Origin of the sequence: Actinomyces lilanjuaniae (genome assembly GCF_003606385.1) — a bacterium.
GTDB lineage: Bacteria > Actinomycetota > Actinomycetes > Actinomycetales > Actinomycetaceae > Actinomyces > Actinomyces lilanjuaniae.
In genome coordinates, this window is record NZ_CP032514.1 from 2715385 (window position 1) to 2740151 (window position 24767).

Annotated in this window: 24 protein-coding genes, 1 tRNA gene and 1 pseudogene; 4 read left to right on the top strand and 22 right to left on the bottom strand. The window is 71.0% G+C overall.

The window, feature by feature from the left end; translation table 11 throughout:
* Positions 1-63 precede the first annotated feature (63 nt).
* Positions 64-837: an HAD family hydrolase gene (locus D5R93_RS11580; protein WP_119837107.1), complete on the top strand. Its 774-nt coding sequence runs from the start codon at positions 64-66 to the stop codon at positions 835-837.
* 98 nt (positions 838-935) lie between these two features.
* Here D5R93_RS11580 and D5R93_RS11585 read toward each other — a convergent pair whose 3' ends face one another.
* A complete protein-coding gene (locus D5R93_RS11585; protein WP_119837106.1) occupies positions 936-1382 on the bottom strand; it encodes a GNAT family N-acetyltransferase in 447 nt (148 codons plus the stop codon).
* Between the two features lie 155 nt (positions 1383-1537).
* Here D5R93_RS11585 and D5R93_RS11590 point away from each other — a divergent pair, with 155 nt between their 5' ends.
* On the top strand, positions 1538-2992 hold the full coding sequence (locus D5R93_RS11590) for a PAS domain-containing protein (protein ID WP_120205377.1): 1455 nt from the start codon (positions 1538-1540) through the stop codon (positions 2990-2992).
* On the opposite strand, the gene D5R93_RS11595 is transcribed toward D5R93_RS11590, so the two are convergent.
* The 4 genes from D5R93_RS11595 to D5R93_RS11610 form a co-directional block, all read right to left on the bottom strand.
* The gene (locus tag D5R93_RS11595) at positions 2923-4311 is read right to left on the bottom strand and encodes a methyltransferase domain-containing protein (RefSeq protein ID WP_120205380.1); all 1389 of its coding nucleotides are present in this window, start codon (positions 4309-4311) and stop codon (positions 2923-2925) included. The two genes, D5R93_RS11590 and D5R93_RS11595, sit on opposite strands and share 70 nt — an antisense overlap.
* Before the next feature lie 7 nt (positions 4312-4318).
* Positions 4319-4597 (bottom strand): HigA family addiction module antitoxin, encoded by a 279-nt coding sequence (locus tag D5R93_RS11600; RefSeq protein ID WP_120205382.1) that lies wholly within the window; start codon positions 4595-4597, stop codon positions 4319-4321.
* 165 nt (positions 4598-4762) lie between these two features.
* A tRNA-Thr gene (locus D5R93_RS11605) sits at positions 4763-4835 on the bottom strand.
* A gap of 255 nt (positions 4836-5090) precedes the next feature.
* Positions 5091-5771: a TetR/AcrR family transcriptional regulator gene (locus D5R93_RS11610; protein WP_119837102.1), complete on the bottom strand. Its 681-nt coding sequence runs from the start codon at positions 5769-5771 to the stop codon at positions 5091-5093.
* A gap of 157 nt (positions 5772-5928) precedes the next feature.
* Between D5R93_RS11610 and D5R93_RS11615 the strand changes: the two genes are divergently transcribed.
* Together D5R93_RS11615 and D5R93_RS14605 are read left to right on the top strand one after the other, a co-directional pair.
* Positions 5929-6774, top strand: a complete 846-nt coding sequence (locus tag D5R93_RS11615) for a hypothetical protein (protein WP_120205385.1) — start codon at positions 5929-5931, stop codon at positions 6772-6774.
* Complete coding sequence (locus D5R93_RS14605) at positions 6768-7862, top strand: hypothetical protein (RefSeq protein ID WP_279221358.1); 1095 nt, start codon at positions 6768-6770, stop codon at positions 7860-7862. Before D5R93_RS11615 ends, D5R93_RS14605 begins: the two co-directional genes overlap by 7 nt.
* 244 nt (positions 7863-8106) lie before the next feature.
* Here D5R93_RS14605 and D5R93_RS11625 read toward each other — a convergent pair whose 3' ends face one another.
* The 17 genes and pseudogenes from D5R93_RS11625 to D5R93_RS11685 form a co-directional block, all read right to left on the bottom strand.
* Entirely contained in the window at positions 8107-8943 is an 837-nt protein-coding gene (locus D5R93_RS11625) for a DUF6571 family protein (RefSeq protein ID WP_162933954.1), read from the bottom strand.
* Positions 8826-9533 (bottom strand): DUF6571 family protein, encoded by a 708-nt coding sequence (locus tag D5R93_RS13400; protein WP_162933955.1) that lies wholly within the window; start codon positions 9531-9533, stop codon positions 8826-8828. Before D5R93_RS13400 ends, D5R93_RS11625 begins: the two co-directional genes overlap by 118 nt.
* A gap of 38 nt (positions 9534-9571) precedes the next feature.
* Positions 9572-11284 (bottom strand): DUF6571 family protein, encoded by a 1713-nt coding sequence (locus D5R93_RS11630; protein WP_120205390.1) that lies wholly within the window; start codon positions 11282-11284, stop codon positions 9572-9574.
* Positions 11285-11368: 84 nt separating this feature from the next.
* Positions 11369-11767 (bottom strand): hypothetical protein, encoded by a 399-nt coding sequence (locus tag D5R93_RS13405; protein WP_162933956.1) that lies wholly within the window; start codon positions 11765-11767, stop codon positions 11369-11371.
* Between the two features lie 55 nt (positions 11768-11822).
* A complete protein-coding gene (locus D5R93_RS11640) occupies positions 11823-12233 on the bottom strand; it encodes a hypothetical protein (RefSeq protein ID WP_120205395.1) in 411 nt (136 codons plus the stop codon).
* 135 nt (positions 12234-12368) lie between these two features.
* Positions 12369-12515, bottom strand: coding sequence for a hypothetical protein (locus tag D5R93_RS13410; protein ID WP_162933957.1), 147 nt, complete (start codon positions 12513-12515; stop codon positions 12369-12371).
* Positions 12516-12587: 72 nt separating this feature from the next.
* Entirely contained in the window at positions 12588-13406 is an 819-nt protein-coding gene (locus D5R93_RS14610) for a hypothetical protein (protein WP_120205397.1), read from the bottom strand.
* Positions 13403-14077 (bottom strand): hypothetical protein, encoded by a 675-nt coding sequence (locus D5R93_RS11650; protein WP_120205400.1) that lies wholly within the window; start codon positions 14075-14077, stop codon positions 13403-13405. The genes D5R93_RS14610 and D5R93_RS11650 overlap by 4 nt, the downstream gene beginning before the upstream one ends.
* Positions 14078-15076, bottom strand: coding sequence for a DUF6571 family protein (locus D5R93_RS11655; RefSeq protein WP_120205402.1), 999 nt, complete (start codon positions 15074-15076; stop codon positions 14078-14080).
* 20 nt (positions 15077-15096) lie between these two features.
* A pseudogene (locus D5R93_RS15060) lies at positions 15097-15234 on the bottom strand (hypothetical protein); the annotation flags it as partial.
* Positions 15235-15401: 167 nt separating this feature from the next.
* Positions 15402-15572: a hypothetical protein gene (locus D5R93_RS11660; protein WP_162933958.1), complete on the bottom strand. Its 171-nt coding sequence runs from the start codon at positions 15570-15572 to the stop codon at positions 15402-15404.
* A 1-nt stretch (position 15573) separates the two neighbouring features.
* Positions 15574-16221: a DUF6571 family protein gene (locus D5R93_RS11665; RefSeq protein WP_120205407.1), complete on the bottom strand. Its 648-nt coding sequence runs from the start codon at positions 16219-16221 to the stop codon at positions 15574-15576.
* 63 nt (positions 16222-16284) lie between these two features.
* Positions 16285-16566, bottom strand: coding sequence for a hypothetical protein (locus D5R93_RS11670; protein ID WP_120205410.1), 282 nt, complete (start codon positions 16564-16566; stop codon positions 16285-16287).
* Positions 16567-16873: 307 nt separating this feature from the next.
* A complete protein-coding gene (locus D5R93_RS13650; RefSeq protein WP_205570055.1) occupies positions 16874-18421 on the bottom strand; it encodes an FtsK/SpoIIIE domain-containing protein in 1548 nt (515 codons plus the stop codon).
* Positions 18422-18522: 101 nt separating this feature from the next.
* A complete protein-coding gene (locus D5R93_RS13655; RefSeq protein ID WP_205570056.1) occupies positions 18523-21486 on the bottom strand; it encodes an FtsK/SpoIIIE domain-containing protein in 2964 nt (987 codons plus the stop codon).
* Positions 21487-21499: 13 nt separating this feature from the next.
* Positions 21500-23596, bottom strand: a complete 2097-nt coding sequence (locus tag D5R93_RS11680; RefSeq protein WP_162933959.1) for a hypothetical protein — start codon at positions 23594-23596, stop codon at positions 21500-21502.
* Positions 23597-24269: 673 nt separating this feature from the next.
* Positions 24270-24752 (bottom strand): pilus assembly protein TadG-related protein, encoded by a 483-nt coding sequence (locus tag D5R93_RS11685; protein ID WP_243106767.1) that lies wholly within the window; start codon positions 24750-24752, stop codon positions 24270-24272.
* Positions 24753-24767 lie beyond the last annotated feature (15 nt).

Here is a 24767-nt window from a genome sequence, read left to right on the forward strand (position 1 = left end):
CTGACAGGAGGAGACTGGCTGAGAATAGAACCAGCAGGGCTGAGACTACGCTAGGGAGCCGCAGTGACCAGACTTCTCGTGACCGACCTGGACGCCACGATCGTCTTTGACCGCCAGGTGGGGGCCGCCGACCGCGCCGCCATGGAGCGCTGGCGGCAGGCAGGCAACCTGCTGGTCGTGGACACCGGCAAGTCCGTCGTCGCCACCCGGGACGTCCTGGAGCCCTGCGGGGTCGACTTTGACTACGGCGTCGTCTTCACCGGGGCTGTCCTGGTGGACGGCGGCTACCAGGTGCTCTCCGCGCGCTTCATCCCCGACGGCGTGGCCCACGAGGTCGTCTCCACGTTCATGGAGTGGCCGGGGGTCACAGTCTTCGCCACCACCATCAAGGCCGACCACATCCTGGCCCAGGGCGGGGGGACCTCCTCCGTCCTGCCCGTCTACAGCCCAATGACCCTCCAGGAGATGGCCGCCCACCAGTTCATCGGGGTGCCGATGCGCGTGCCCGACGACGCCCGGCGTGAGGCCGTCAGGACTGAGGTCGCCCGACGCTGGGGCGGGATCCTGGAGTGCCACCGCAACCAGGACTTCCTGGACCTCGTCCCGGCCGGCTCCTCCAAGGGCAGCGGGCTCAGGCAGCTCCTGTCCGGCCCCCTGGCTGGCCAGGAGCTGGAGGTGTGGACCGTCGGGGACTCCTGGAACGACCTCGACATGCACGCGCAGGCCGACCACGCCGTCGCCCTGCCCTGGTCGCCCCCGGAGGTAGTACGAGCCTGCGAGCGCACCGCCACCTCCATGGCCGAGCTCATCGACTCCCTCCTGGAGGGAGAGTCCTAGCCACTCGTCGTAGCCACTCGTAGCCACTCATCGGCCCCTTGCGGCGCAGGAGCCGTAGCCGCCGCCCAGCAGCCGCGCCGCCGGGTAGCCGAGCACCCTCAGTCCCGGGCGTAGCGGTAGACGTTGGTCTCCCGCAGCGAGAACCCCGCACGGCGGTAGAGGCGGTTGGCCGCCTCACGGGTGGGACGGGAGGTGAGGTCCACGGTGCGCGCACCCAGCCCGGCGGCGTGCTCGACAGCAGCCTCCACCAGGGCCTGCCCGGCTCCCTGGCCCCGGGCGTCGGCATCGACGACGACGTCCTCGACCCAGGCGCGCAGCCCGGTAGGGATGGTGAAGGTGGCCAGGGTCAGCATCCCCAGGATGGGCGCAGGCTCCTGCTCCTGGGTGTCGGGGCGGAAGACGAAGAGGTAGACACCCTCCTGGGCCACCAGGGCCTCGCACTGCTCGGCTGTCAGTGCCGGGGCGCTGCGGGACAGCTGGGGGATGAGCCTCTCCATGGCCTCGACGACCTCCGGGCCGGAGGCGGTGACGAGCTCGACGGACATGTTTTCCTCCTGGGTGGGCAGGCAACGTGACGTGGTGAGCCTACATCCTGCCGTGTCTACCCTGTCTGCACTGTCGTGCCTGCTGGTCCTCAGCAGGATAGCCTAGGCGGTGTCCCGGACGCCGCCGGGCCTGGCTGCTACCCGGAAGGCTGCTCATGGTCGAGTACCCATCGTCGCGCGACTCCTGTGACCCCCCTGGTGACCCCTCTGGCGTCGAGCACCTCTTCGGCGCCGACGAGCTCTTCTTCTCCACCACGGACTCCCGGGGCCGTATCCGCCGGGCAAACGCTATCTTCATGAGACTGTCAGGCTACCCGCGCGGCAGCCTGGTGGGACAGCCCCACAGCATCGTGCGCCACGCTGACATGCCTGCAGGCCTGTTCCGCTCCGTGTGGGACAGTATCGAGGCTGGCTACGCCGCCACCGCCTACATCACCAACCGCTCCTGCGACGGTGGCCGCTACCGGGTGCTGGCCACGATCGTCCCCTCTGGGGACGGGTACCTGTCGGTGCGGACCCTGCCGATGCTCACGGGGCTGCGTGACCGTATGGAGGAGGTCTACGAGCGGGTCCGTGAGGTCGAGTCCGCCTCGGCCGCGGCAGGCTCGACGCGTCGCCAGGTCGCGGCGGCGGGCAACTCGGCTCTTCTGGCCGAGCTGCGTGGGCTTGGCTATGCCGACGCCGTCAGCTTCACCCGGCAGGTCCTGCCCGAGGAGGTCGCTGCGCTAGTGGCCAGCGGCGTGGGTATCCCCGACCGGCCCGGTGCCACGGGGCCGGTCGGCCGGGTCCTGACGGCCATGAACGCGGTGGAGGAGGAGACCTCCGGCCTGGTAGGTGTCCTTGAGGAGGGCAGGAGTCTGGTGGAGGTACTGGGACGCAGGGCTGACCAGATCGACCGGCTCTCTCAGCGCCTAGGGGAGCTGCGCCAGGCCCTGCGCCGCCTGGGGGAGGAGTCCCAGGAGCAGGCCAGTGCGCCCCAGCCAGCCCAGGGCGGCCAGACCTGGCGCGAGGTGGACGCCCTGGTCCTGGAGTGCGCCGAGCAGCTGCGTCCGCTGCACGGTCAGGTTGAGGAGCTGCGTGGCGACATCGACTCGGTGCGCTTCGCCATCGCGCTCATGCGCCTGCACAATCTGGCTGCCGGCTTCTTCGCCCTCCAGCTCCTGGAGGGCGACGACGAGCTGGGCGCCAACGACGCCGTGGGCTCCCTGGTCGAGCTGTGCACCGCCCTGGAGGCCGGGGCGGCGTCGCTGACGCGGCGGCTCGACCTCCTGTCCGCCCGCAGCGACCTGGTAGCCGAGGAGCTTGAGGCGGTGGCCGGCTCGCTCGCTGCGACCACAGCACCCCTGGCAGAGCTGCTGCGGGCAGCAGGTAGCACCATCGGGCCGGACGGGAGCGGGACCGCTGCCCCAGGAGGGTATGACGGGGACAACGAGGACGACGGGGACGCTGTGGCTGCCGTGCGCGCCCTGGCAGGTGACGGGTTCCCTCAGGCGCGCGACCTCGCGGACCTGGCGGGCCGGGTACGCGACCTGGACCTGCCCTACCAGGAGGAGCGAGTCGATGCCCGTCTGGAGGAGGTTCGTGCCGCCCTGGCCGAGCTGGGGGCCTGAGCCCGGATGCTGGGAGCCTGGGCTGGGCTGGGGCATGAGCCCGGGCTAGCCTGAGTCCGAGCCAGCTCGACCAGCACCTCGGCGTGGTCAGTGTGGGGGAACATGTCGAACAGGCGGGCGCGCCGCACGCGCAGGGACGGCATCTGCCCCAGGTCGGCTGCCAGGCTCGCCGGGCTGCAGGAGGAGTAGAGCACACGGGGCACGCCGCAGGCCTCAATGCGCCGGGCCAGGTCGGGGCCGAGGCCGCGCCGGGGAGGGTTGACCACCAGCAGGTGCGAGCCCTCGCCTTCGGCGGCGGGTCCCTCCAGCAGGTCCAGGGCGCGGGCGTCACCGGAGTCAAACCGCACCGTGCCCGGGTCCAGCCGCATGAGCCTGGCCGAGTCGCGCGCCCCGCTGACGGCCGCCTCGGAGACCTCCACCCCCTGGACCCGGCGCCCAGGCCCGGCCAGCGCCAGGGCAAACCCGCCGACCCCGCAGAACAGGTCCTGGACACGGGCTGGGGGCTGCCCGGCTGCCCCGCCCGGCCCGATGTCCTCGGCCCAGTCGCGCGCCGTGGCGTACAGGGTCTGGGCCACAGCGGTGTTGGTCTGGAAGAAGGAGCGCGGGGGCAGATGGAGCAGCAGCTCGTGGGGGCGGGCCTGGCCGCCCGGCGCGTCGCTGCCCGACGGGCGGGCCTGAGCCGCCGTGGCTCCCGGTGGTGGCAGCCGCAGGCGCATGAGAAGGCGGTCCTCCTCAGTCAGCACTATCTCGTCAGGCCCCTCAATGACCGCCTGGTGCACCGGCTGGATGTTGACGCTGGCCACCGCCAGCTGGGGCAGCCGACGGCGCAGGTCCGGCAGGGCGTCACGCAGGTCGCTGACGTGGCGGGAGGATCGCAGGACAAAGCGGACCATAAGGTCCTCGTCGGGCGAGGCCGTCACCAGGACGTGCTTGAGCTCCCCGCGGCGCCCGGGGACATCGTAGGGGGCGATCCCCGTGCCAGTCACCAGATCCGCCAGGACGGGCAGGGCGTCGCGGACGGCGGGCACGTGCAGGGGGCAGGACCTCAAGTCGGTGCCGCGGCCGACGGCGTCGAGGATTCCCAGGGTGGGGTGGCGCGAGGTCCCGGCCACCACCATCTTGGCCTTGTTGCGGAAGTGGGTGGGGCTGCTGGGGCAGGGTGGCTGCCACGCGCCAGCGGGAACGTAGTCCTTCAGCAGAGCGGCCACCCGGGCCTGCTTGGCCTCCAGCTGGTCTCCCGGTGGCGTGTCCAGATGGGGGCAGGAGCCGCACCGGCCCTCGTCGTGGAGCACGCACAGTGACGGCTGGTGTCTCACCATAATTTCCTCAGCGTCCTTCTGGGTGTCCCCCCGGCCTCGCAGCGAGCCAGCGCTCCCGGTAGCCGGTCTCGTGGAGGTTCCAGATACGAGCAGGCACACCGGTGACCTCCTCAAGCCGCAGCGCCATCTCGCGGCTGAGCGGGACCTCCCCGTGAAGAATCCTGCTCACGTGCCTGCGGCTCACACCGAGCCTGCGGGAGAGCTCGGCGGCGCTGACCCCCTGGTCCTCCATCCACTCCTCGACAAAGTCGCCGGTAGGCACGACGTAGTTGGGACGCTGAGTCAAGACTGTTCTCCTCGGGGACGACGAGCCCTCGGCTGGCGCTGAGCCGAGCAGGTCACACTAGATAGCGATCCAGATAGCGGATCTAAGCGTACGTACCAGGTATTCGCAACTACGCCCCGGGTGGGTGGGACTGCTGTTCCTCGTTGGGGCGGCTGGGTCCCACAGAGCCGCTTGTCGGACTCGAACCGACGACCTGCTGTTTACAAGACAGCTGCTCTACCAGCTGAGCTAAAGCGGCGGGCGCCTGGTGGCGCAGGACAGTCTGTCACAGGCTGCCCCGCAGGGGAAGCGGCGCTCCGTGAGCCGCCGGGATGCTCCCCCAGCCCTCGGGGTCCAGGGGTGGGCCGTGGGTCCCAGAACACATCGGGTGCACGCTGCCTCCTCAAGGCCAGCGCCCCTGGTTCTGGATTCTGCTTGCTGGGGCTTGGTGGGCGGTACACCGCCGACGTACCGGCGCCAGGACCTAGCGTCTTCTCTCAGGGCGACCGTTTCCTCAGCGCGCCCACCGCGCCCGCAGAGAGTTCGCGTACAGGCGCAGCTCGTCCACCACCGTGGTCTCCAGCACGTCGGTGGCCGCGCTGCCCGGCGTCGTCGAGCACAGCCACTGGAGCTGGAGGCCGTCGGACAGGGCGACGAGCGTGCGCGCCACCAGCCGGGAGGGCATCTGCGGGTCCACGGTGCCAGCCTGCTTGCCCGCCTCGAAGCAGGCCTCAAAGAGCCCCACGGCGCTGCCCAGGTGGGCGGCCATCCAGGCGTGGGCCGGGTGGCTGGCGTCCAGGACCGACACCGAGGTCGCCGTGTAGATCGCGGCCAGCTCGCGGGACTGAGCGCTGCGGTGCAGGAGGTCGATGTAGCGCTCCAGCTGGTGCCAGGGGTCGGCCGACCCCTCGGCCTGGGCCAGGAAGTCAGCAACGTCGCGCTGGTCCCGGCGCTCCAGGACCCTGGTGAACAGCTCCTCCTTGGAGGAGAAGTGGTGGAGGACACCCGCCTTGGAGATGTCGGCAGCCGCGGCGACATCGGCCAGGGAGGTGCCCGCGTAGCCGCGGGAGCCGAACAGCGTGACGGCCTCGGTGAGGATGCGCTCGCGCTTGTCCTCGCTGCCGGCCTTGGGCCTGCCGGGACCGCGCCTGCGTGAGGGACCCGCCTCGCCAGGAGGGGTGTCTGGGCTGCTCATACCTGCATCATGGCACTGCTGGCCCTGGTGCGGCACCTCCGACCCCGCTTACCTTTGTGACAGTGTTCCCGTGACAGGAACGTGATCCTGGTATAGGTTTGGTCCTGGTCCCGGCGCAGACGCCGGTCCTCGCACTGCCAGCCCGAGGGAGGCCCAGATGCCCGCCGAGCCCCGCGACGCCCGTGAAGCCGTTGTCCGTGACGCCGTTGCCCCAGACGCCCGCCCCGCCCCTGCCAGCGGCGGCACCTGCGCTGGCAGCGCCCGTCGGGGCCTAGCGGCCGTGGTGGCGGCGGTGCTCCTGGCCTCAGGGGGCGTGGTGGCCTGCTCCTCCGGCCAGGACCCCGACATCCCCGCCCTGGAGGAGGCCGCCTCCGCGACGCCCGGGGCCTCCCAGGAGACCACCGCTGAGAGCGGGGCCGCAGCCGAGGACGCGGCCACTGCGTCAGCTGGCAGCGAGGACGGGACGGAAGACGCGGACGGCACCCAGGCCCCGGAGCAGGCCTCTGCCCAGGCCAGCCCGCCCGATCCCAGCGAGGTCACCGCGCAGTCCCTGTCCGACCCCGCCACCGGCTACACGATGGTCTCCGTGCCAGACGGCCTGGACCAGGCCCAGGCGGAGGTGCTGCTGGCCTTCGTGGCCTATGACCGCGCCACCTGGGAGGCTCTTCGCGACATGGACGGCCTGGAGGAGGTCGAGGCCACCACCACCGGCAGCGCCCTGGAGTCCTACACCGAGTCCTACAACGGGTACGCCGAGGCCGACCAGCACCTTGACGGCACCTTCTCAATGACTGTGGAGTCGGTGGAACTGATCTCAGACTATCGCATGGCCATGGTGGGAGCCTGCGGGGACTACCGAGAAGTAACACGTCTGTCCTCCTCAGGAGAGGACCAGACCCCGGACGAGTTCAACCAAGTCTACAGCGTGAACTACACGCTGACCTACAGCATCGAGGGGTGGAAGGTCTCGTCCCGGTCAGAGTCGGGGGTGAACTGGTGCTGACCCCACATCCCAGAAAGGGCTCTGACCACCTGAGCAGACCTGGGCGGGGCCGGCGTGGCCACAGCCGGGCGGCCCGGTGGGGGCAGCGTCGGCTGGCGACCCTCCTCCTAGCCGTCGTACTGGCAGTCACGGGCCTGCCCGCCGTCACCACCGCAGCAGACCAGCCGTCGGGTGAGGGGAGCGGGGCGCCCGGCTCAGCGGCAGCCAGCCAGTCCTCCGACGGTGGCGCGCAGGTCACGGTGTCGGTGTCCTATACCCAGGCCCAGGCGGGCTCCGAGGGCACCGGGGGTAGCCCGGTCACAACATCCACCCAGGTGGAGACCACCGTGCTGCCCGTGTGCTGGTTCGAGGAGGGAAATACCGGCCAGGAGACTGCCGAGTTCCTGGAGAGGATCGCTACCAGGGATGACGCTGCCAGCATCGTCATGGACTACCGCAACTGGGAGGACCACGCCGAGGACGCCCAGGGCCACTGGTATCTCCCCACCTGTGAGAGGAACAGGTGGGAGGGTGACGACGACCAGGACTTCATCGACCTCGTCACCTCCTTCATGGAGGACAACCCCCCGGTCTACGTGGAGGCCGAGGAGGCGCCTCCCGAGCCCCCGGTGGACGGGGCCACCCTGGCTGCCGCAGCCTGGGACGCGGTGGACATACCCGTGCCAGAGGTAGGCCACAACCCCTCCCTGGGAGAGGGAGGCGCGACCCTGGTGGGCTGGTACACCTGGGTGTGGGCCGCCGGGGACACACCCACCCAGGTCACCGCCACCGCCACCGCCGGACCAGTGACCGCCACCGTCACCGCCACCGCCACCGGCCTGGACCTGTCCGCCCCCGACGCCCAGGTGGACTGCCACGGCTTCGGCACACCCTGGAACCAGGGCGCCGAGGGCACCGACTGCACCGTGGTGTTCACCCGCAGCTCGGCCCACCTGGGCGGGACCACGCCCCTGACCACCTCCGTCCGCTACGAGGTCTCCTATACCGCCACCGACGGCGCCGCCGACACCCTGGACACCGTGACTACCACCAGCACCCACGACATCCCTGTCGCCGAGGTCCAGACCCTCACCACCAACCCCGACTAGAAACCCGGAAACACCACCGCCTGCGCTACCGGGGGTCCCGGCCCCGGGGGGCGTCAGGAAGCAGCTGCGGAGGAATCCGACGGACTGACACCCGGGGAGGCCGACCCCGGGCCAGCAGGATCGACGACGCAGTCACATTCTCACCCTCTGACCCACCACGACGCACCACACCAGCGGCACGCGCCAGACCCCTCTGCACACCACCACGACCGCGCACGAGAACAGCCCCCCTAGCCCTTAGCCCTTAGTCCTTGTTGATGGTGATGTCACCGGGGTCACCGCCCGGCTCGCCGTCAGCCCCCAGCACCAGCTCGGAGGCGATACTCCTCCCCTCGTATACAGCATTTGACAAGTTGTCAAGAATATCGTCCTCGTCGAGGTCAGCGACATCATCGGAGTGACCCCACTCACGCACCGCCGAGACCACGTCGTCACTGGGAGCAGCAGGCAGGTCAACCACCGGCCCCTGGCCCGAGCCCGGCTCGTGGTACCACGGGTACGGCTCATCGTTCGCCGGGTCCACGAAGTTCTCCGGGGCCAGGGCCTCCTGCGGCACCAGCCCGCCGTTGGCCGCCTCCGCGTAGGCGTAGGCCTCCAGCAGGCTCCGACTACCAGCAGTCGGTCCTTCCAGGTCCGCCACGGTGGCCCCGGGCAGGCCACCCACACGCACCGGCCCACCCAGGACGGCACCCTCCTGCACCACCAGGGGCGCAGCCACCTCCGCACCGGCACCACCACTGCGGCCACCCACCACCGTGGTAAACACAGCCCGCCCCAGGTACTGCACCCCCCAGAACTCCTCCATCTCCTCCTCACCCGCACCACCAGCCTCCAGCTCCGCCCCACGCACCGACCCCACAGCCCCCAGGAACGACCGGACCGCACCCACCCGGTAGTACACCCCCTCCAGACCCTCAGCACTGCCACCACGCGCCGCCTGGCTGGCCAAACCAGACGCCACCGTCACCACCGCGTCACGGTCCTCCACCACCCGGTACACCACAGACGCCACCACACCCTGCTGCTCACCCACACCACCGTCCAGCCCCAGCGCCTCACCAGCACCCCGCCCCAGGGCCACACCCACCACCTCCGGCGCACAGTTGGCCACCACCACAGCCACCTGGCGCCTGACCTCCCCGAGAACCGACCCACAGGAACCCCACCAAACAGCCCCATCACCCGACCAGACACCCACAAGGCACGCGCCCGCACCACCGGGTCCGCGTCACCACGCAACGACGACACCACAGCCCCCACCCCAGCCAGAGCCTCCAGACCCTCAGACCCCCACCCCCGCGACGACAGCCCATCCCACCGCTCCACAGCAGCACCCGACGCAACCCACACACCACCGCCCGCACCAGCCTCCCCGTCAGCACCAGCCGAAGCACCCCCCGTCGCAGCCGACGCAGCCGACGTGGCCTCCTCAGCCCCAGCCGAAGCACCCGCCCCCGCCTCCTGGGCAGGCCCCTCCGGAGCCAGGTAGTCCAGCGCCACCACCGGGTCACCCACCAGCCCCTCCAGCACACCAGACAGAGGATCATGCACCCGAACCCACCACCACCCACCAGCACCCACACCACCACCAGCCAGCACCACCACCAGCACCACCACAACCAACCCACCACGACGCACCACACCAGCAGCACGCGCCAGACCCCTCTGCACACCACCACGACCACACACGAGAACAGCCCCCCTAGCCCTTAGCCCTTGTCGATCCTGACACCGGGGTCACCGCCCGCACCGTCCTCGGCCAGCACCAACTCGGACGCATTGTCGGCTCCCTTGCTTGCTCTGGTTCTGACAGTACCCAGGACGTCGTCGTGGTCTTGCCTGGCCACCTCGCTGGAGGTAGCCCACTCACGCACCGCCGAGACCACGTCGTCACTGGGAGCAGCAGGCAGGTCAACCACCGGGCCACCCCCCGAGCCCGGCTCCCGGTACCACGGGTACGGCTCACCAGTCGCCGGGTCCACGAAGTGCTCCGGGGCCAGAACACCCTCCGGCAGGAACCCCCCGTTCGCCGCCTCCGCACAGGCATACGCCTCCCACAGGCTACGACTACCAGCAGCGGGGTTGTCCAGCACCTCCACCGTCTCCGGAGCCAGGGCCTTCACCACCACCGGCCTGGCCAGGGTGGTCCCCAGGCTCCACACCAAGGGCGCAGCAGGCCCCGAGGTCACCGCGCCCACCCCCGCACCAGCCACCGTGGTAAACACCGACACCGCCGTACCCGCCGCCTCCCGCGCCCCAGCCGCATCAGAGGCAGCCTGGGCCTCCAGGTCCGCGACACGCTCCGACCCCACAGCCTCCAAGTAGGCCTGCGCCGCCGCAGCAGCCTCGTACTTGTTGTACAGCTCCTCGGGGGTGGAGGCCTCCACGCCCAGGGCCTGGTTGGCCATGGCCGCCGCCATGGTCACAGCCGCGTCCTCGTTGTCAACCACCCGGTACATCAGACTGGTCACCACGCTCTTCGCCTCAGCAGAACCACCCTCAAGCCCCAGCCCCGCAGGACTCTGATCGTTGGCGACCTGGACGGCCTCCTGGGCACTGTTGGCCACCAGCAGGGAGAGGTTCTCCTTCATCACCTCGGTGTAGTCCTCCAGGGACACCTCGTTGACCGCCATCTCCATGGACCGCGCCGTGGCCCACGTCGCCGCCCCCGCCGTGGCGGCATCGGCACCACCACGAAGAGAGGAGGCCGCCGCCTGCGCCGCAGTCAGACCATCCAGACCCACCTCCGGGTCCCACTCACGCGACCCCAGCAGCTCCCACCGCTCCTGAGACCCCTCCCCAGGCACCCACCGCCCCTTGTCATCGGGCTCCCCGTCAGGCACCAGGTAGCCCAGCGCCGCCTGCGGGTTGGACCCCATCGCCGACAGCACCCCGTACAACGGGTCCAGCGAGCCCCCCGTGTACAGCCCCTCATACCCCTTGTGCTGACTCACCTCAGCAGGCACCGCACCGTCGTAGTCGTCACCCTCCAGCCGACCCGCCAGGTCCACCAGGAAGTCCGTCCCGTAGACCGCCCCCTCAGCGGCCAGCAGCGCGTTGAGCCCTGACATGCGCCCCTGCTGACCCTCCTGGTGCACCCCGGAGTATACGGCCGCAGCCATGTCAACCACCTCCCCCTGCTCACGGACCTCCACACCCGGCTGGGTCGAGGCAGCCAGCACGTGCCCCAGCACCCCCACGCCCTGGGCGGCCGCCTCACGGTCCACCACGGCGTTGGCCATGTTCTGCGTCCCGCCACCAGCTCCCTCGTAGACGGTGTGGTAGGACTCCACACGGCCAGGCAGCCCCAGGAACCCCTCCACACCGAAGGTGCTCACGAAGGACGCCCCGTAGGTAGGCACGTCCTGGTGCTTGGCCATCTCCGCCAGGACCTGCTCCACAGTGCGCCCGTCCTCAGCCACCCCTCACGACTGGACAGCGCCTGGTTCAGGGCGGTGGCGTCACCGCGCCCACCCACCACCGACAACGAGTTGTAGGCCACCACGTTAGCCACCGTGTCCTCCACCCCTCAGGCAGGTAGTAGCACACCCACCCCCAGGACCAGCCATCGTGACCCCCTGGGAGTTCATGTCCACAGCCTCCTGCCGACGAGTACGCAGCTCCTCAGCCACCCCCTGCAGGTGGACCACCGCCGCACCCCACCCAGCACCCGCACCCACAGAAACAGGCCCACCGGCACCCGCGCCGCCAACAACCGCGCCGACCCACGCCCCGCCCCCACCAGGCAGCGTCTTCCACTCCACCGACCCCACCACAGGCTCACCCACACGGTTCACGTTACGCGCCGCCACCTGCAACCGCTCCGTGTCAGCCATCGCCGCCCACGACTCCAGCCCCACCACATAGGACAGCAGCCGCTCAGGATCCAGACTCACAAAAACCACGACCGCACCCCCGCTCTAGCCCGACAGCTACCCACCACAGCTACTCGTCCCACTTCTACTCGTCCCACTTCGTGTCAGCCTCGTCGCTACCCTCAGGCACCTGGTCCTCCTCCTGGTTGATCGCGGACTGCACGTCAGTCTGGACCTCCTCCACCCTGTCACGCACAGCCTGGACACCAGTGTCAATAGACCCAGCAAACTCAACAGCCTTGGGCGAGTCCCACGCCCCGGCCAGACCACCAGCCACGTCACTGACACCAGCAGGCGCCGCCACCGCCGTCGCAGCCACCGAAGCAGTAAGACCGACATCGCCACCAACACCCGACGCCGCCAGCACCACCCGGACCTTCAGCCGCTCCATCGCCGACTTCCTCCTGTTCTCCACCATCTCAGGACTCTCAGAGCCCTCAGACTCCCCGGAGCCCTCGCCGCCCTGGGCGGCCTCGTCCTCCTCAGCCAAGACCACCAGCCCCTCTCCACTCCGACCCTACTAGGGTAGACCAGGGTGGCCGACCACAGGACGCCTCCCCGGAGGACGGCCACAACCTCAGGCTAAGTAACGCTCGGACAGTCACGTGGATTACGCTACCATCACAGGCGGTCACTCCGGAAGAACACCCGCAGGAAACACGGCAGTCACCCGGCCCGCACCACCACTCACGACATCCCCGTCGCCGAGGTCCAGACCCTCACCACCAACCCCGACTGAGACCCACCACCAGCGGTCGACAGCAGCGCCCTCACCCACACGCCACCCTCCCGCCCCAGCACGCCAGGGGTCAGACCACCCGGCTGCCGGGGAAGTCTCCGCCCGCGCGCGTCAGGGACTGGCCGAGGACGAGGCCGACGGGGAGGCCGACCCTGGGCCAGCAGGAAGGCTCCCGCTGCGGGCAGGACCGGAGGCGACCTGGGGCAGGCGCGCCAGGGCACCAGCCAGCACGGTACGGAACCCGAGCTCGTAGTCGTCCTCTCCCGGGCCGGGCCCCCAGCCGCACCCCTCCCAGCAGCTCAGCCGGGCCAGGGCGGTGTGCCCGTCAGGGTAGCGCCAGGCCACCAGCGCGCTCACCCGTCCTAAGTTCCAGGCCCACCCCTGGCCCTCCACGCCCTCCAACTCCAGCTCCTCCACACGCGCGTTCAGGTAGACCTGCGGGATGTCGTCGAACTCCACCGTGTCGCTGCCCGCCCGCACCACCCTGGTGGAGGCGGAGTAGTCCAGGCTCAGCCGCCCCAACGGGTCCTGGTCAGACTCCAGCCGGCACGAGTAGGAGTAGCCCTGCCCGCCACCGGGCAGCACCCCCTGCGGCTGGTGGCTGTAGGAGACGGAGTAGACCCGCATCTCCAGCACCCGCTCCAGCTCCCGGGCGGAGAACACCTCGCACAGCGTCTCCTGCGCCAACGGGGAAGGCCCCACCGACGCGGTAGCCGTCGGCTGGGCCGAGCCGTCCAGCCGACCTGCCCGCCAGGCCAGGACCAGCCCCTCCGCCAGCAGACCCACCACCAGCAGCACGAGCACCACCAGGGCCACCCCGTGCTGGCGCAGCCACGGCACGGACCGGCCCGCACCCTGACCAGCAGCCCCCGCCCGGCGCGCGCCCTGCACGCCCGTCTTCTCCTGGCCACCCGTGCCCTGGTCGCTCACAGCTCCCCCTTCAGGTCCTCGAACCTCTTCCCCGTGCCCGGCACGGGCTCCCCCTGGCACACCCACGGCGTCATCGAGGCCGCCAGGTTGACCAGGTTGGCCCGCCTGTCCCCCCGCATCCCGTGACCCGGGTGCACCGAGGCCACCACGTAGCGGTCCCCGCACACGAACACCGCCGACCCACCAGGCCCAGTAGTGCCATCGTAGTCATCCAGAGCCACCTCCCCCTCACCGTCCACACCCGCCACAGCAAACGGCTCACCCTCCTGCCCCGACTGCCAGGCCGAGGCCTGATTGACCGGGATTTCACCAGAGCGCATCCGCCCGAAGGAAGCTATCACCACCGGGCTGACACTGCGTCCTTCTGCCGCGTAGGCATTGCAGTTGACATACCGGATTCCCCAGTCGTCCTGGTAGCGCACCGACTGCTCAAAGGTCACCGGCTCCTCAAGTACCGCCTCGAACGAGGAGGTGGGCACGCCCACGCACCCGAACTCCGCCTCCTCCACCGACACGCTCGCAGGCGCCACCGCCCCAGCATCCCCGCCATCATCACCACCGCCCCAGGGCAGCACCGAGCACGCCCCCACCACCACGACCAGCAGAACCACCACGCCAGTACGGGTGAGACGACCCCACACACCACCACGATCACGCACCACGACCACCACTCACCGCCCCCTCGGTACAGGAGGGTTCCCGCTGCCGGGACACGCTTTGTTATGTCCCTGGCGGTACTCATCGGCAACTCTGTCAGTAATGTCGGACAACCCAGGCCTGCCGTCGGAGGGCAGGACCCCGCCGATATCGGCCAGGGCCTGGTACTGCTCGTCACTGAGCACCGAGAGGTCCTCCTCCTGAGCGTCAGTGACAGCCTTGATAAGGACGTTGCCAGACGGGGCCAGCACCGAGCTCACGTCGTCATCGGTTCCGCGCGGAACCTGTGCCAGCTCCTCGTCGGTGTAGAGCCCGCTGCTCAGCAGAGTCAGCGTCGTGACGACCTCGCTGAAGGCCTCCCCCTCCACGTAGTTCTCCTGGTTCCTGCTCCTGGCCTCCGCCTCCTGGCCCGCCAGGGCGCTGCTGGCCGAGCCGCTGGCCGCACCTATCACCTGGGACTTGGTAAAGCCGGCCGCAGCATCAATGAGCCCGCCAGCCCCCGGGGCCACGGGGATGAGGCTAGCCAGGGCGGCAGCCGTGTCGACATAGGCCTGCACACGCTCGTCAGCGTCGGCGCCGACCTGCTCGCTGGTCCTGGCCACCGCACCCCGGAAGAAGCCGTTGGTCCGACCCTGCTCCTGGAGGATCTCCGCAAGGGCGTCGTAGTCCTGGCTCCCGTTCTTGATGTCCTCGACCACCACAGCGACACGCTCGTTGTTGAAGGCGGTCAACGAGGCCTGCAGATCAACAGCCGCGTCGCTGTCCTGCCCCACCTGACCCAGCAGGTTCGACAACGCAAGGTCCGACAGCAGGGGCTGCTCAGGAAGATCAGCAGACCACGCCGCCTCTTTAGATGCCGACTCTGTGTACGCGGGATTATTACCTACCTTAGCCGAATCACTGACGCCGTCAGGATATCGCGCCAGGGTCTGGCCCACCAGCGCCCTGCCCATGTCTGACAGGACCAGCGCCTCACCGCTCTCACCCACACCGTTGAGCACCCCCGAGACCACGGCAGCAGTATCCTTGCCGTTTATACTGTCATCGCCCCATTGACAGCGGGACTGGTAGCCGACACGGCGTCGGCGATTCTCAGCCAGTCATCGGTCCACTGGTTGTCCCCGATGACGTCATAGCCCATCAGTTGACCGATACGGTCAGCCGTGTTCTTGCTGTCTACCGAGCCCCCGAATCAACCGGCGCCAGCCAGTGGGCGGCGGCCTGGGGGCTGTGGCTCATGGCCTCCACGACCCCTGGAGGGAGTTGAGCGAGCCGCCCTCCAGGCAGGGACCAACCACCTGCCTGGCATACGTGCCCACAGGAGTCTGGGCACCACGCTCAGAGGCGTAGACGTCCAGCGCCCCTGGTCCACCCGCTCCATCCTGGCCCCAGCGCGCTCAGGAACTCGGCACCAAACACCACCTCCTGCCCACCCAGCAGCTCGTTGACCACGGTGACCCTGCCATAGTCCCCCTCACCGTCCACACAGTCCCCGATCTCCTCAGCCACCTCACGCGCCCTGTCCTCCCCCACGCCGGGAGGCGCTGGCCAGGGCACGCCCCAGCAGACCAGCCAGCTCCGCACCCGCACCCGGGCGCTCCTCCACCTGCCCGTAGGCGCTGTCACGAGTCACGTAGTCCTCAGCCTCCAGCGGCAGACCCGTCAGCCCCTCACCACCCACCTGGTCAACCAGCGCCTGGGCGTAGGCAGGATCCCCCTCCACACCCGCCCTGACCGAGGCCAGCACCTCCTCGTAGGACCGCCCACTACCAGGCACCCCACCACCCACCAGCTCCTCCAGCTCACGACCATCAACCACACCCTGGCCCCAGTCGGCCAGCTGCCGGACCGACTCGATGGTCACGTCGTCAGGAATCGTGCACGTGATGACACCCTCGGCGTCCATGGCAGCGACCCCGTTCTCATTGAGCTCGACAATCGTGTCCTTGACCCCGCGGACATCCTCGGCACACACCCGCAGGTTGTTCGCGGCGTTGGACGCACTGAGAGGGAAGAAGTCGATCCCCTCATAGGGGTCGCCCAGCTCCTCCGACCTCTGGTCGATGCTCCTGCGCGCGTCGTCGCAGCTGTCAGCCACCGAGAACAGCTTGTCAATCTGGACCTGAAGCTTCTCAGGATCAAGAAAAATAGTAGCCACCTGCCCGTCTCCTTCTTCACACCATGTCCATGACAGACCAGGACCTGCCGACACGGCAAACCCTTACGACAGGCCGTCAATAGCCGCCTGAATGTCATCAGCCAGGCCCGTGAACACCTCAGCCAGGCCCTGGACCCCCTCCCTGACCGCATCAGCCTTGTCATCAGCCAGTGGACCGCTCCAGGTGTCATCAGCGTTAATCTTGCGCGCCCGGTAGTCCCCCGGGGAGGTGCTCGGCCCCCCGACGCTCTCAACGAACCCCAGGTACACGTTCTTAGACTCCACAGTCTCCTTCAAGGCCTCCAGGTCCTCCTTCCGGTCCTCATCACTCTCAGACACAGCCACCCGCCCTCCTTCGGATGTCGCACAGGATCACACAGACTATCAGTCACGTAACATATCACGTCAAGGTCACTGTCACACCCCCTCACCCCCAGCCCCGCCACGCCAGTCCGACCCAGCAGTCCCACGCGCCTCCTGCTGCACCCTAGGCACCTGAACCCAGGACCAGCCCGCAGCAGAGGCAAAGACCGCCCGCCCCCTGGGGCAGGACCACCCACCGAGCGGGGCAGCCGGACCGACAGCACGTTCCCGTCCTCAGCAGCCCGAGGCGCCAGAACCAGCCCGGTGCGGGTCCTCTTGACCGCTGCCATCAGCCCGCCAAACATCCCCTGGGCCTCATCCACCCGCATCCCACTAGCAACCCGCCAGCCGTGTCACGGCTGGCGCGCATATGACGCATCATTGCCTGGCACAGTGCGTGGTCATTGCCCAGGACGTCGTAGTCATCAACCACCACCAGGGTAGGCGCGTCGCTCCCGCCCACCAGCCTGTCCAGGTCCTCGGCCCTCGCCTCTGGCCCCAGCACACCGACCACACCCCGGTGGCCTTCAAGCGCAGCCAGCGGCGAGCGCCGAGGCAGCACCAGCACCACCGGTACTCCCGTGCTCAGCGCTCCCTGGACAGCGAACAACAGCGCCGTAGACCTCCCTGAACGGCGTGGTCCGGCCACCAGGACCGCGTTGCCCGCATCAACCATGTCCACCTGAACCAGCTCCAGAGTGTCCCCACCCACCGCCAGCGGAACAAGTCCTCGGGCCAGCGCTGGCCCCAGCCGGCGCGCCTCGACAGCGCTGATCGTCACCGGCAGGTCGTCCACCCCACCGGGGCGCCGGTGCCGCGGCACCTCGCCCCAGTGGTCCGCCGCCCACCTGGCAGCATCGTGCACGGCAGCAGCCTGGGCCGCCCCCGAGCCGTCCGCCTCCAGCAGGGCCACCTGGACCTCCCGGGGCGCCTGCTCCCCGGCGCGGAACCCTCGCCCCGGCGGCATGACCCGGGGAACGTCACGAGCCCTCATCCCCACCGCCTCAAAGTCCTCCGGCCCGGGCATGCGCAGCAGGAGACGGTCCTCCAGGGCCATCCCGAACCGGCCTCGCAGCACCCGCCGGTCACCGGTGACCACCACCCGCAGCCCCACAGCAGCACCCTCACGCATCAGCGCCTCCACCTGGTCCAGGAACGCTCCCCCGTCGGTGGTCTCGTAGACGGCGGTGAAGGAGTCCCACCGGTCGATGAGCAGCACCAGGTAGGGCAGGCGCTCACCCTCGGGCGCCACCACCCGCTGCTCCGCCAGGGAGGCCAGCCCCCGGCTCGCCAGGTACTGCTGACGACGCGCCACCTCACCGGACAGCAGCGCCAGCAGGCGCCGGATACGGTCGGACTCACCCCGGGTCACCACCGCCCCGCAGTGGGGCAGGGACAGGCACGGCAGCAGTGCCCCCGCACCGGCGTCGATACCGTAGAGGTGCACCTCGGCCGCCGAGGCGCTGCGCGCGATCCCCACGGCCACCAGGCGCAGCAGCGCCGAGCGCCCAGACCTGGGGGCACCCGCCACGCCCAGGTGGCCCCCACGCGTGTAGTCCCAGGTCATGGGCCGCTGGTCCTGCTCCCCGGGCACGTCCTCCCGCCCCAGCACCACCGGCGGCAGGAACCCCTCCCCGCGCGGGTCCGGGGCCGCCTCCTGGGCACTGTCCTGGCCTGCCCGCCCCTGCGGGGCTGCGCCTCCTGGGCGCCTCGCCCCGCCCGCCTTCGGGCGCCCCGGGCCTGCTGATCGCAGGGTCCAGCCGCCTCCTCCAGGGTCAGCACCTCCGGCAGGGGTGGCAGCCAGGGGCTGTGGGCGCGGGCCTGCCCAGGGACTCATAGGCCTCTCCCACCGCGGTCACCAGGGTGGCCAGGTCGGTGGGCACGCTGGCGTCCTCCTCCACCACCGGTGCCACCTCGGGGTGGACAGCTCGGCCAGCGTCAGGGGCAGGGCGCGCAGGCCCGCACGCGGCCCCGCCCCGGCCGGGCGGCCCCCACCCGGGAGGACTGGAACGCCCGCAGGCTGGCGTGCCCCAGGCGCGCCCAGGCCCGCCCCGGGATGCTGGGCGGGACACGGGCGGCGACAGAGGTCTCCACCACGTCCTGGGAGTCGTTCTCGTCAGTGACCCGCAGCGCGATACGCAGGTTCGTGTTCGACTTGATCTCAGCGGAGACCACCCCGGCAGGCCGCTGGGTGGCCAGCACCAGGTGCACCCCCAGGGATCGCCCCCGCCGGGCGACGTCCACCAGCCCCTCCACGAACTCCGGCAGCTCGGCCACCAGGGCCGCGAACTCGTCGATGATGATCATCAGGCGCGGCATGGGCTCGTCGTCCGGCCCCGCAGCGGCCACGTAGTCCTCGATGTCCTTGGCGCCGGCCCCCGCCAGCTGGTGCTCTCGCCGCCGCAGCTCGGCCCCCAGGGACTCCAGCGCCCGCGAGGTGAGGTGCCCGTCCAGGTCGGTGACCATGCCCACGGTGTGCGGCAGGCGGGCGCAGTCCTTGAACGCCGCCCCACCCTTGTAGTCCACCAGCACAAAGGTCATCGCCTCAGGCGTGTTACCCACGCACAGGGAGGCGATGAGGGTCTGCAGCAGCTCGGACTTGCCCGAGCCGGTGGTCCCAGCCACCAGGGCGTGGGGGCCGTGGGCACTTACGTCCACGCTGAACAGTCCCTCAGCGTCCTCACCGATGACGGCCCGGGTGGTGCGCCCCACCTGGCGCCACCTCTCCAGCACCGCCTGGGCGTCAGGCTCCGGCAGGTCCAGCACGTCCAGCAGGCGCGAGGAGGAGGGCACTGCACCCTCGGCTCCCTGGGCGGAGACGTCGTTGACCGGGGCCAGGCAGCGGGCCAGCCGCTCGCACCAGCCGGGCGGGACCAGGTCGACCAGGACCTGCTCCACCTGGTCGCGGCCCGTGAGGGACACGGAGGCGCCCGTCGCGCCCGCCTCCACCACTGCCCGGCACTCCTCGGGCAGCCAGGTGCGGTCGGTGTCCACGCACACCACGTGCACACCTACCGACGGGCCAGCGCGCAGCACGTGGACCATGCCGGGACGCTGGCGCAGCGCGTGCGCCCCGTCCAGCACCACCAGCACCTGCTCTGTCGGCACGACCCCTGTCCCGGCAGCCTCCCCCTGCTCACGGCGCGCGTCCACCAGGTCAACCAGCTCGCCCACCCGCCGGGCCACCGACTCCTCGTCCACGCCCACCCGTACCCGCGCGCCCACGCCCTCGGCACCGCGCAGGTGGGGCAGCCACCGTGCCCACTCCCACCGGGACCGGGCCACCTCCCCCTCCTCCAGGTCCATGAGGAGCACCATCTCCAGCTCGGCAGGAGAGTGCAGGGCCGCCGCCTGGGCGGTCAGCCAAGCAGCCAGCCGGTGGCGGTGCGCCCCGCACACCCCCACCACGCCCGTGCGGGCCACCGGCACCGTCACCGGCACGTCCGGGGCCGTCCACCGTAGCTCCTCCTCGTGCTGGGCACGGTCGGGGTCCTGGAGCACCACGTCACTGGGCAGGTCTGCCGTGCCCACGCGCAGCTCCAGCCAGTCCGGGTCGGTGGGCCGCCTCTCCCACAGGGTGGAGCGCGGCCCCGTGGCACGCAGCAGGACCTCAGCGGGGTCGGGGGAGTCGCAGCGGCGCAGGCGGCGCTCCTCGCTCAGCGCCCTGAAGGCGGCCTCCTCCACCTCGCCGCGCTGCTGCTCGTAGCGGCGCAGGTTCTCCCGGTAGGTCCGCCTGGAGCTCGACCTGCCCTGGATGCGGTTGGCGATCATCATCACCGGGGAGAGCACCATGAACAGCAGCGAGTAAACCCGCCCCGTGACCAGGTACATGCCCGCCCCCATGACCATGGGCGAGACCATCATCGAGAAGGGGAAGGGCTGCCTGCGCGGCCGCTGGGGCGGACGCGGCAGGGCGAACTCCGTCCTGCGCCCGGGCCGGGCCAGCCGAGGCGGCCGGTTGAAGTCCAGCGTGGTGGCCTCCGGCGTCGGGCTGGTCACCGCGTCCGCCTCCGGAATCGCTCCCACGGTCAGCAGGGTCCGCCCCACCCGCAGCACCGCCCCCTCCCTCCAGGAGACCTCCCGGGTGACCGGGCGGCGGTCCAGCTCGACAAGGTGGCGCGGGGCGTCGGGATCCACCTCCTCACGCCCCCAGAGCACGGGGTCCCCCTCCTTCTGCCTCCTGCGCCTGCGGCCCCGGCGCCTGATACTGCCGCCGTCCTTGCCCTGGTTCACCTCATCGCGGGACTCCAGCACCAGAGGGCCGGGCAGGCGACGCTGCCGCAGGGCAGGCACCGGGGCCATGCGCTCGGCCACCTCCGGGTCCACTGCCAGCACCACCTCACCACCGGCCCGCACCGACACGGTGGCCACCCTCGCCCCCGGCTCCAGTCCCTCGACCGGCCCCGGGCAGTCCTCCCCCTCCGGGCTCCCCGGCCCCGGAAGCTCCAGGGCGATGTCGCAGCCGTCCCCGCCCAGGGTGTAGGTGCCCAGCCCCAGCCGGTGGACGGCACCGGCCCCGTACCCCGACACCACCCGCAGCTCGACCACGCCCGCAGGCTCACCCAGCTCGGCGTCCTCCTGCACCGCATCCCCCAGCCCCAGGACCATCCCGTCGTGGACCGGCCCGCCAGCCAGCAGGTCGCCGGGGTCCAGGCGGGCCGTACCCGCCCACAGCCCCACGGCGGAACCCTCCTGACTGCGGGCCTGCCCGGCTGAGACCACCAGCCGCAGCGCCGCCCCGTCAGCCGCCCCGCTAGCAGCCGCTACGGCGTCATCGGGCACGCTTGTGTCCAGCGCCGCAGCCAGGTCCGCCACGGTGGAGTCGCCCTGGGCGGTCACCACCAGGTCCCGGATCACCGGCTCACGCGCCTGCGGGCGCACCACACTGACAAGCAGCTGCACGTCCTGCCTCCTCTCACGCAGGCACCCGGCGCACGCCCCGGCCCGGGGCCAGGTCCTCTACGAGCGCGGCCGTGGCCGGGTCCACCAGCGCCAGGTCGTCAGCGCCCGAGACGTCCAGGAGCGCGCCCACCTGGCGCTCCAGCTCCTCCGTCCCCCTCCGGGCAGCCAGGCGCAGCCGGTCACGCCACAGGACCTGGCTGAGGTCCACCACCTGCAGCCCGCAGTCCACGGCAGCGGCGGCGGCGTCAGGGTCGGTGTCCCCGACCAGCTCGACCAGGCGGTGGGCGGCGTCCACCACCAGGGTCTCTACCTGCCGGGCCACCCGCACCCGGGCCAGCCAGCTGTAGCGTCCCCCAGGCACGTCCTGCCCCACCGGTCCGTGCACCAGCCGCAGCGCCTCCCCCAGCAGGGAGGCCTCGCGCCCGGGAGGACTGGAGCGTGAGGAGTTCAGCAGGGAGCGCAGCACGTCCCAGTCGGTCACGACGCCCGGCCCCATGACAAGGCGTCCCTGCGCGTCCTGGCGCAGGTGCGGCACCCCCTGGGCGTCATGGCCCAGCCACTGCCTCAGCCGGCCCACGGTCGCCTCGACGACGTCACCGGTCACCCCCAGCGGCCACAGCATCGCCCCCAGTACGTCAGGACGAACCCCCTGCGGGTGCAGGGCCACGCACACTGCCGCCTCTGTCAGCAGGCTGCGCCGCCGCCGCTCCACCGGACCCGCTGCCTCCACCAGGGTGCGGCCCAGCACGTGGACGCGCACAGGGGCGGCCCGCAGGGCGGCCGCGTCCACCGGGGGCCGGGGCGGGTCGGGGACGGGTGGGCGCGTGCCGTCCACAGGGGCGGGCGCCACAAGCTCAGCCAGCCCGGACACCTCCTCCGTCGTGGCTCGCGTCACCGTCACCACCAGGCCCAGCGGCTCGATCCGGGCGCTGCCAGAGGCATCGACCTCGATCCGCCAGCGCGACCCTGATCCGGTGCCGGTGCGCACCAGCGCGGTTCGGCCCCCGGGGGGCAGTGGCGGCAGCTCCTCCCCGCCACCCACCAGCATGACCGCGTTGACGGCCCCTGGCCTCGGCCCGCTGAGCACAGTGTCACCACCAGGAGCCCGAGCGCCGCGCACCAGCTCCTCCGGGGAACGCAACCTGCCCGCCAGCATGCCGTGCAGGGCGGGCGCGAGCCCCACCCCGGCCACCACCACCCGGGCGGACCAAGGGTTGGTGCACAGCTCAAGAGCCAGGGCACCCACCACCTCGGCAGCCATGGTGGGGTCTCCGGTCACGCAGACGTCGCCGTCAGCGGAGGCCAGGTCGATGAGGACGTCGGCCCCCTGCGCGTCCCGCCCGATAGTGACCAGCCCGGGCACCAGGGGCGGGGCCGCGCCCGGGTCGGGCTCCTGGCCCGCAGGCAGTACCCAGGTCAGGCCCTGGTCGTGGACCTGCCAGGGAGCGGGCGCCTGCGGCAGGGGCCGGGGCAGGCGCAGGAGACAGGCCTCGTCGCTGAGGACCACGGCGTAGGGGCGCGGCACGGGGGACAGCCCACCCAGGCCCCGCAGCACCGCGTCCAGGCGGCGGACCCGGTCCGCGTCCGCCCCCACCCGCAGGAGCCTCTCCAACTCGGCCGCGTCCTGACCGACCTCCCCGGCCAGCCCCAGCCGCCGCCTGCGCGCCAGCAAGCCCACCAGGGCGGCCGCCAGCAGGCCACCCACAGCAGGCACCCGGGCAGGGGTGATGTCGCCCAGGCCCTGCCGTGCGCCAGCCCCCTGGTCCTGGGCGGGGTCGTTCTGCCCAGGCGAGGCCGGCTGGCTCGGCTCCTGCGCAGGCTCCTCCACGGGCACCGCCACCACACGGTCCACCGTCTGCGCGGACTCCGGCATGACCAGCAGCCACCCGGGCTGGATCAGCCGGGCCAGCTCCAGGTAACGGCCGTCAGGCTGCTGCCGCCCGGCGTTGAGGTCGTAGACCTGGTTGTAGGCACGCCCCTCCCCCAGGGTGCGCTCGGCAATGTCCCAGAGGTTGTCGTGGTAGCGCCCCTGCGGCGGCTGGACCACGTAGACCCGCTGGCCCACAAGCTGGGCACCGGTCGCCGGGTCCAGCTCGATGTCGCCCAGCATGTAGCGCACGCCCTCCTGGGGCTGGCCCGCCTCACCGCCCCGACCTGGCGCGCCAGCCCCGGGCGGGGCCTCCTGCGCACCAGGCGCCGGCCCCCGGCTCCCTCCCCGACTGCCTCGGCCCCAGCCTGGCCGCCTCCACCGGCACCGGCCTGCTCCCCCGGGCCCACGGGGGCGGCCGGAGCGGCCTGGGTCCCCGCCACGGCGGGGAGGGAGGGCTGCGGGGCAGCCGCCACCGCAGGGCCGACCACCGAGCTCAGGGAGCTCAGCAGCAGGGTAGAGACCACCAGGCGGCGCACCACCGCCTGCGTCGCACCGGACAGCGGCACGTGTGCCGGCACCCCCCGGCCCCGCAGGGCGGAGACCGCCTCGACCACCGTGCACACGCTGAACTGCAGCCATGCCAGCCACAGCACCCACACCACCAGGTCCAGCAGCGTCTGCGCGGAGACCACCCGGGTCAGCACAGAGGTGTCGAGTCCCTGGGGCAGCGGGGGCAGGCCGGTGGCGATCAGCAGGAGGACGGGGGCCCCCACCACCACTGCCACCAGGACGACAGCAGACAGCAGGGAGCGCCACACCGGGGAGCGGTAGCGCGCCTCGGGCACCCGGAAGCGCTGCGGCCCCTGGAGGTGCCGGGACCGGTCACGGGTGTGCTGGCGGGTGCCCCAGGTGCTCACAGGTCGTCCTCCTCATAGATTCCTGTCGCGGTACGTGCCTCACCGGTGGAGGTGATGTGGACCGAGCGCAGCCCCACCAGGCGCAGCATGGTGGTGGGCACGTCACGCTCCACCGTCACCGACACCGTGCTGGCGCCCACCGTGACCTCCGAGCCTCCCGACAGCCCGACACCAGCCAGGTAGGAGCGCGCTGCCAGGCCAGCCGCCTGAGTGTCCAGGACGACCGCATCCCCCTGGCGCACACCGCCGTCGGCCAGCTGCTGGGCACCAGACCTGGCGGCCTGCTCCGCCTGGTCAGTCAGCGTGGCGCGCGCGTTGAGCACGCGACCGCCCTCGATGCACAGTCCGGCCAGGAGGAGCAGCACGGCAGCGATGACGACGACGAAGACGGACAGGGAGCCGCGCTGGCGGTGCAGGAGGCCGCGTGCGCCCGCCCGCGCTGTCCTTGTCACTACTGCCACTACTGTCACCACTGTCACTGCTGTCGCCCTTTC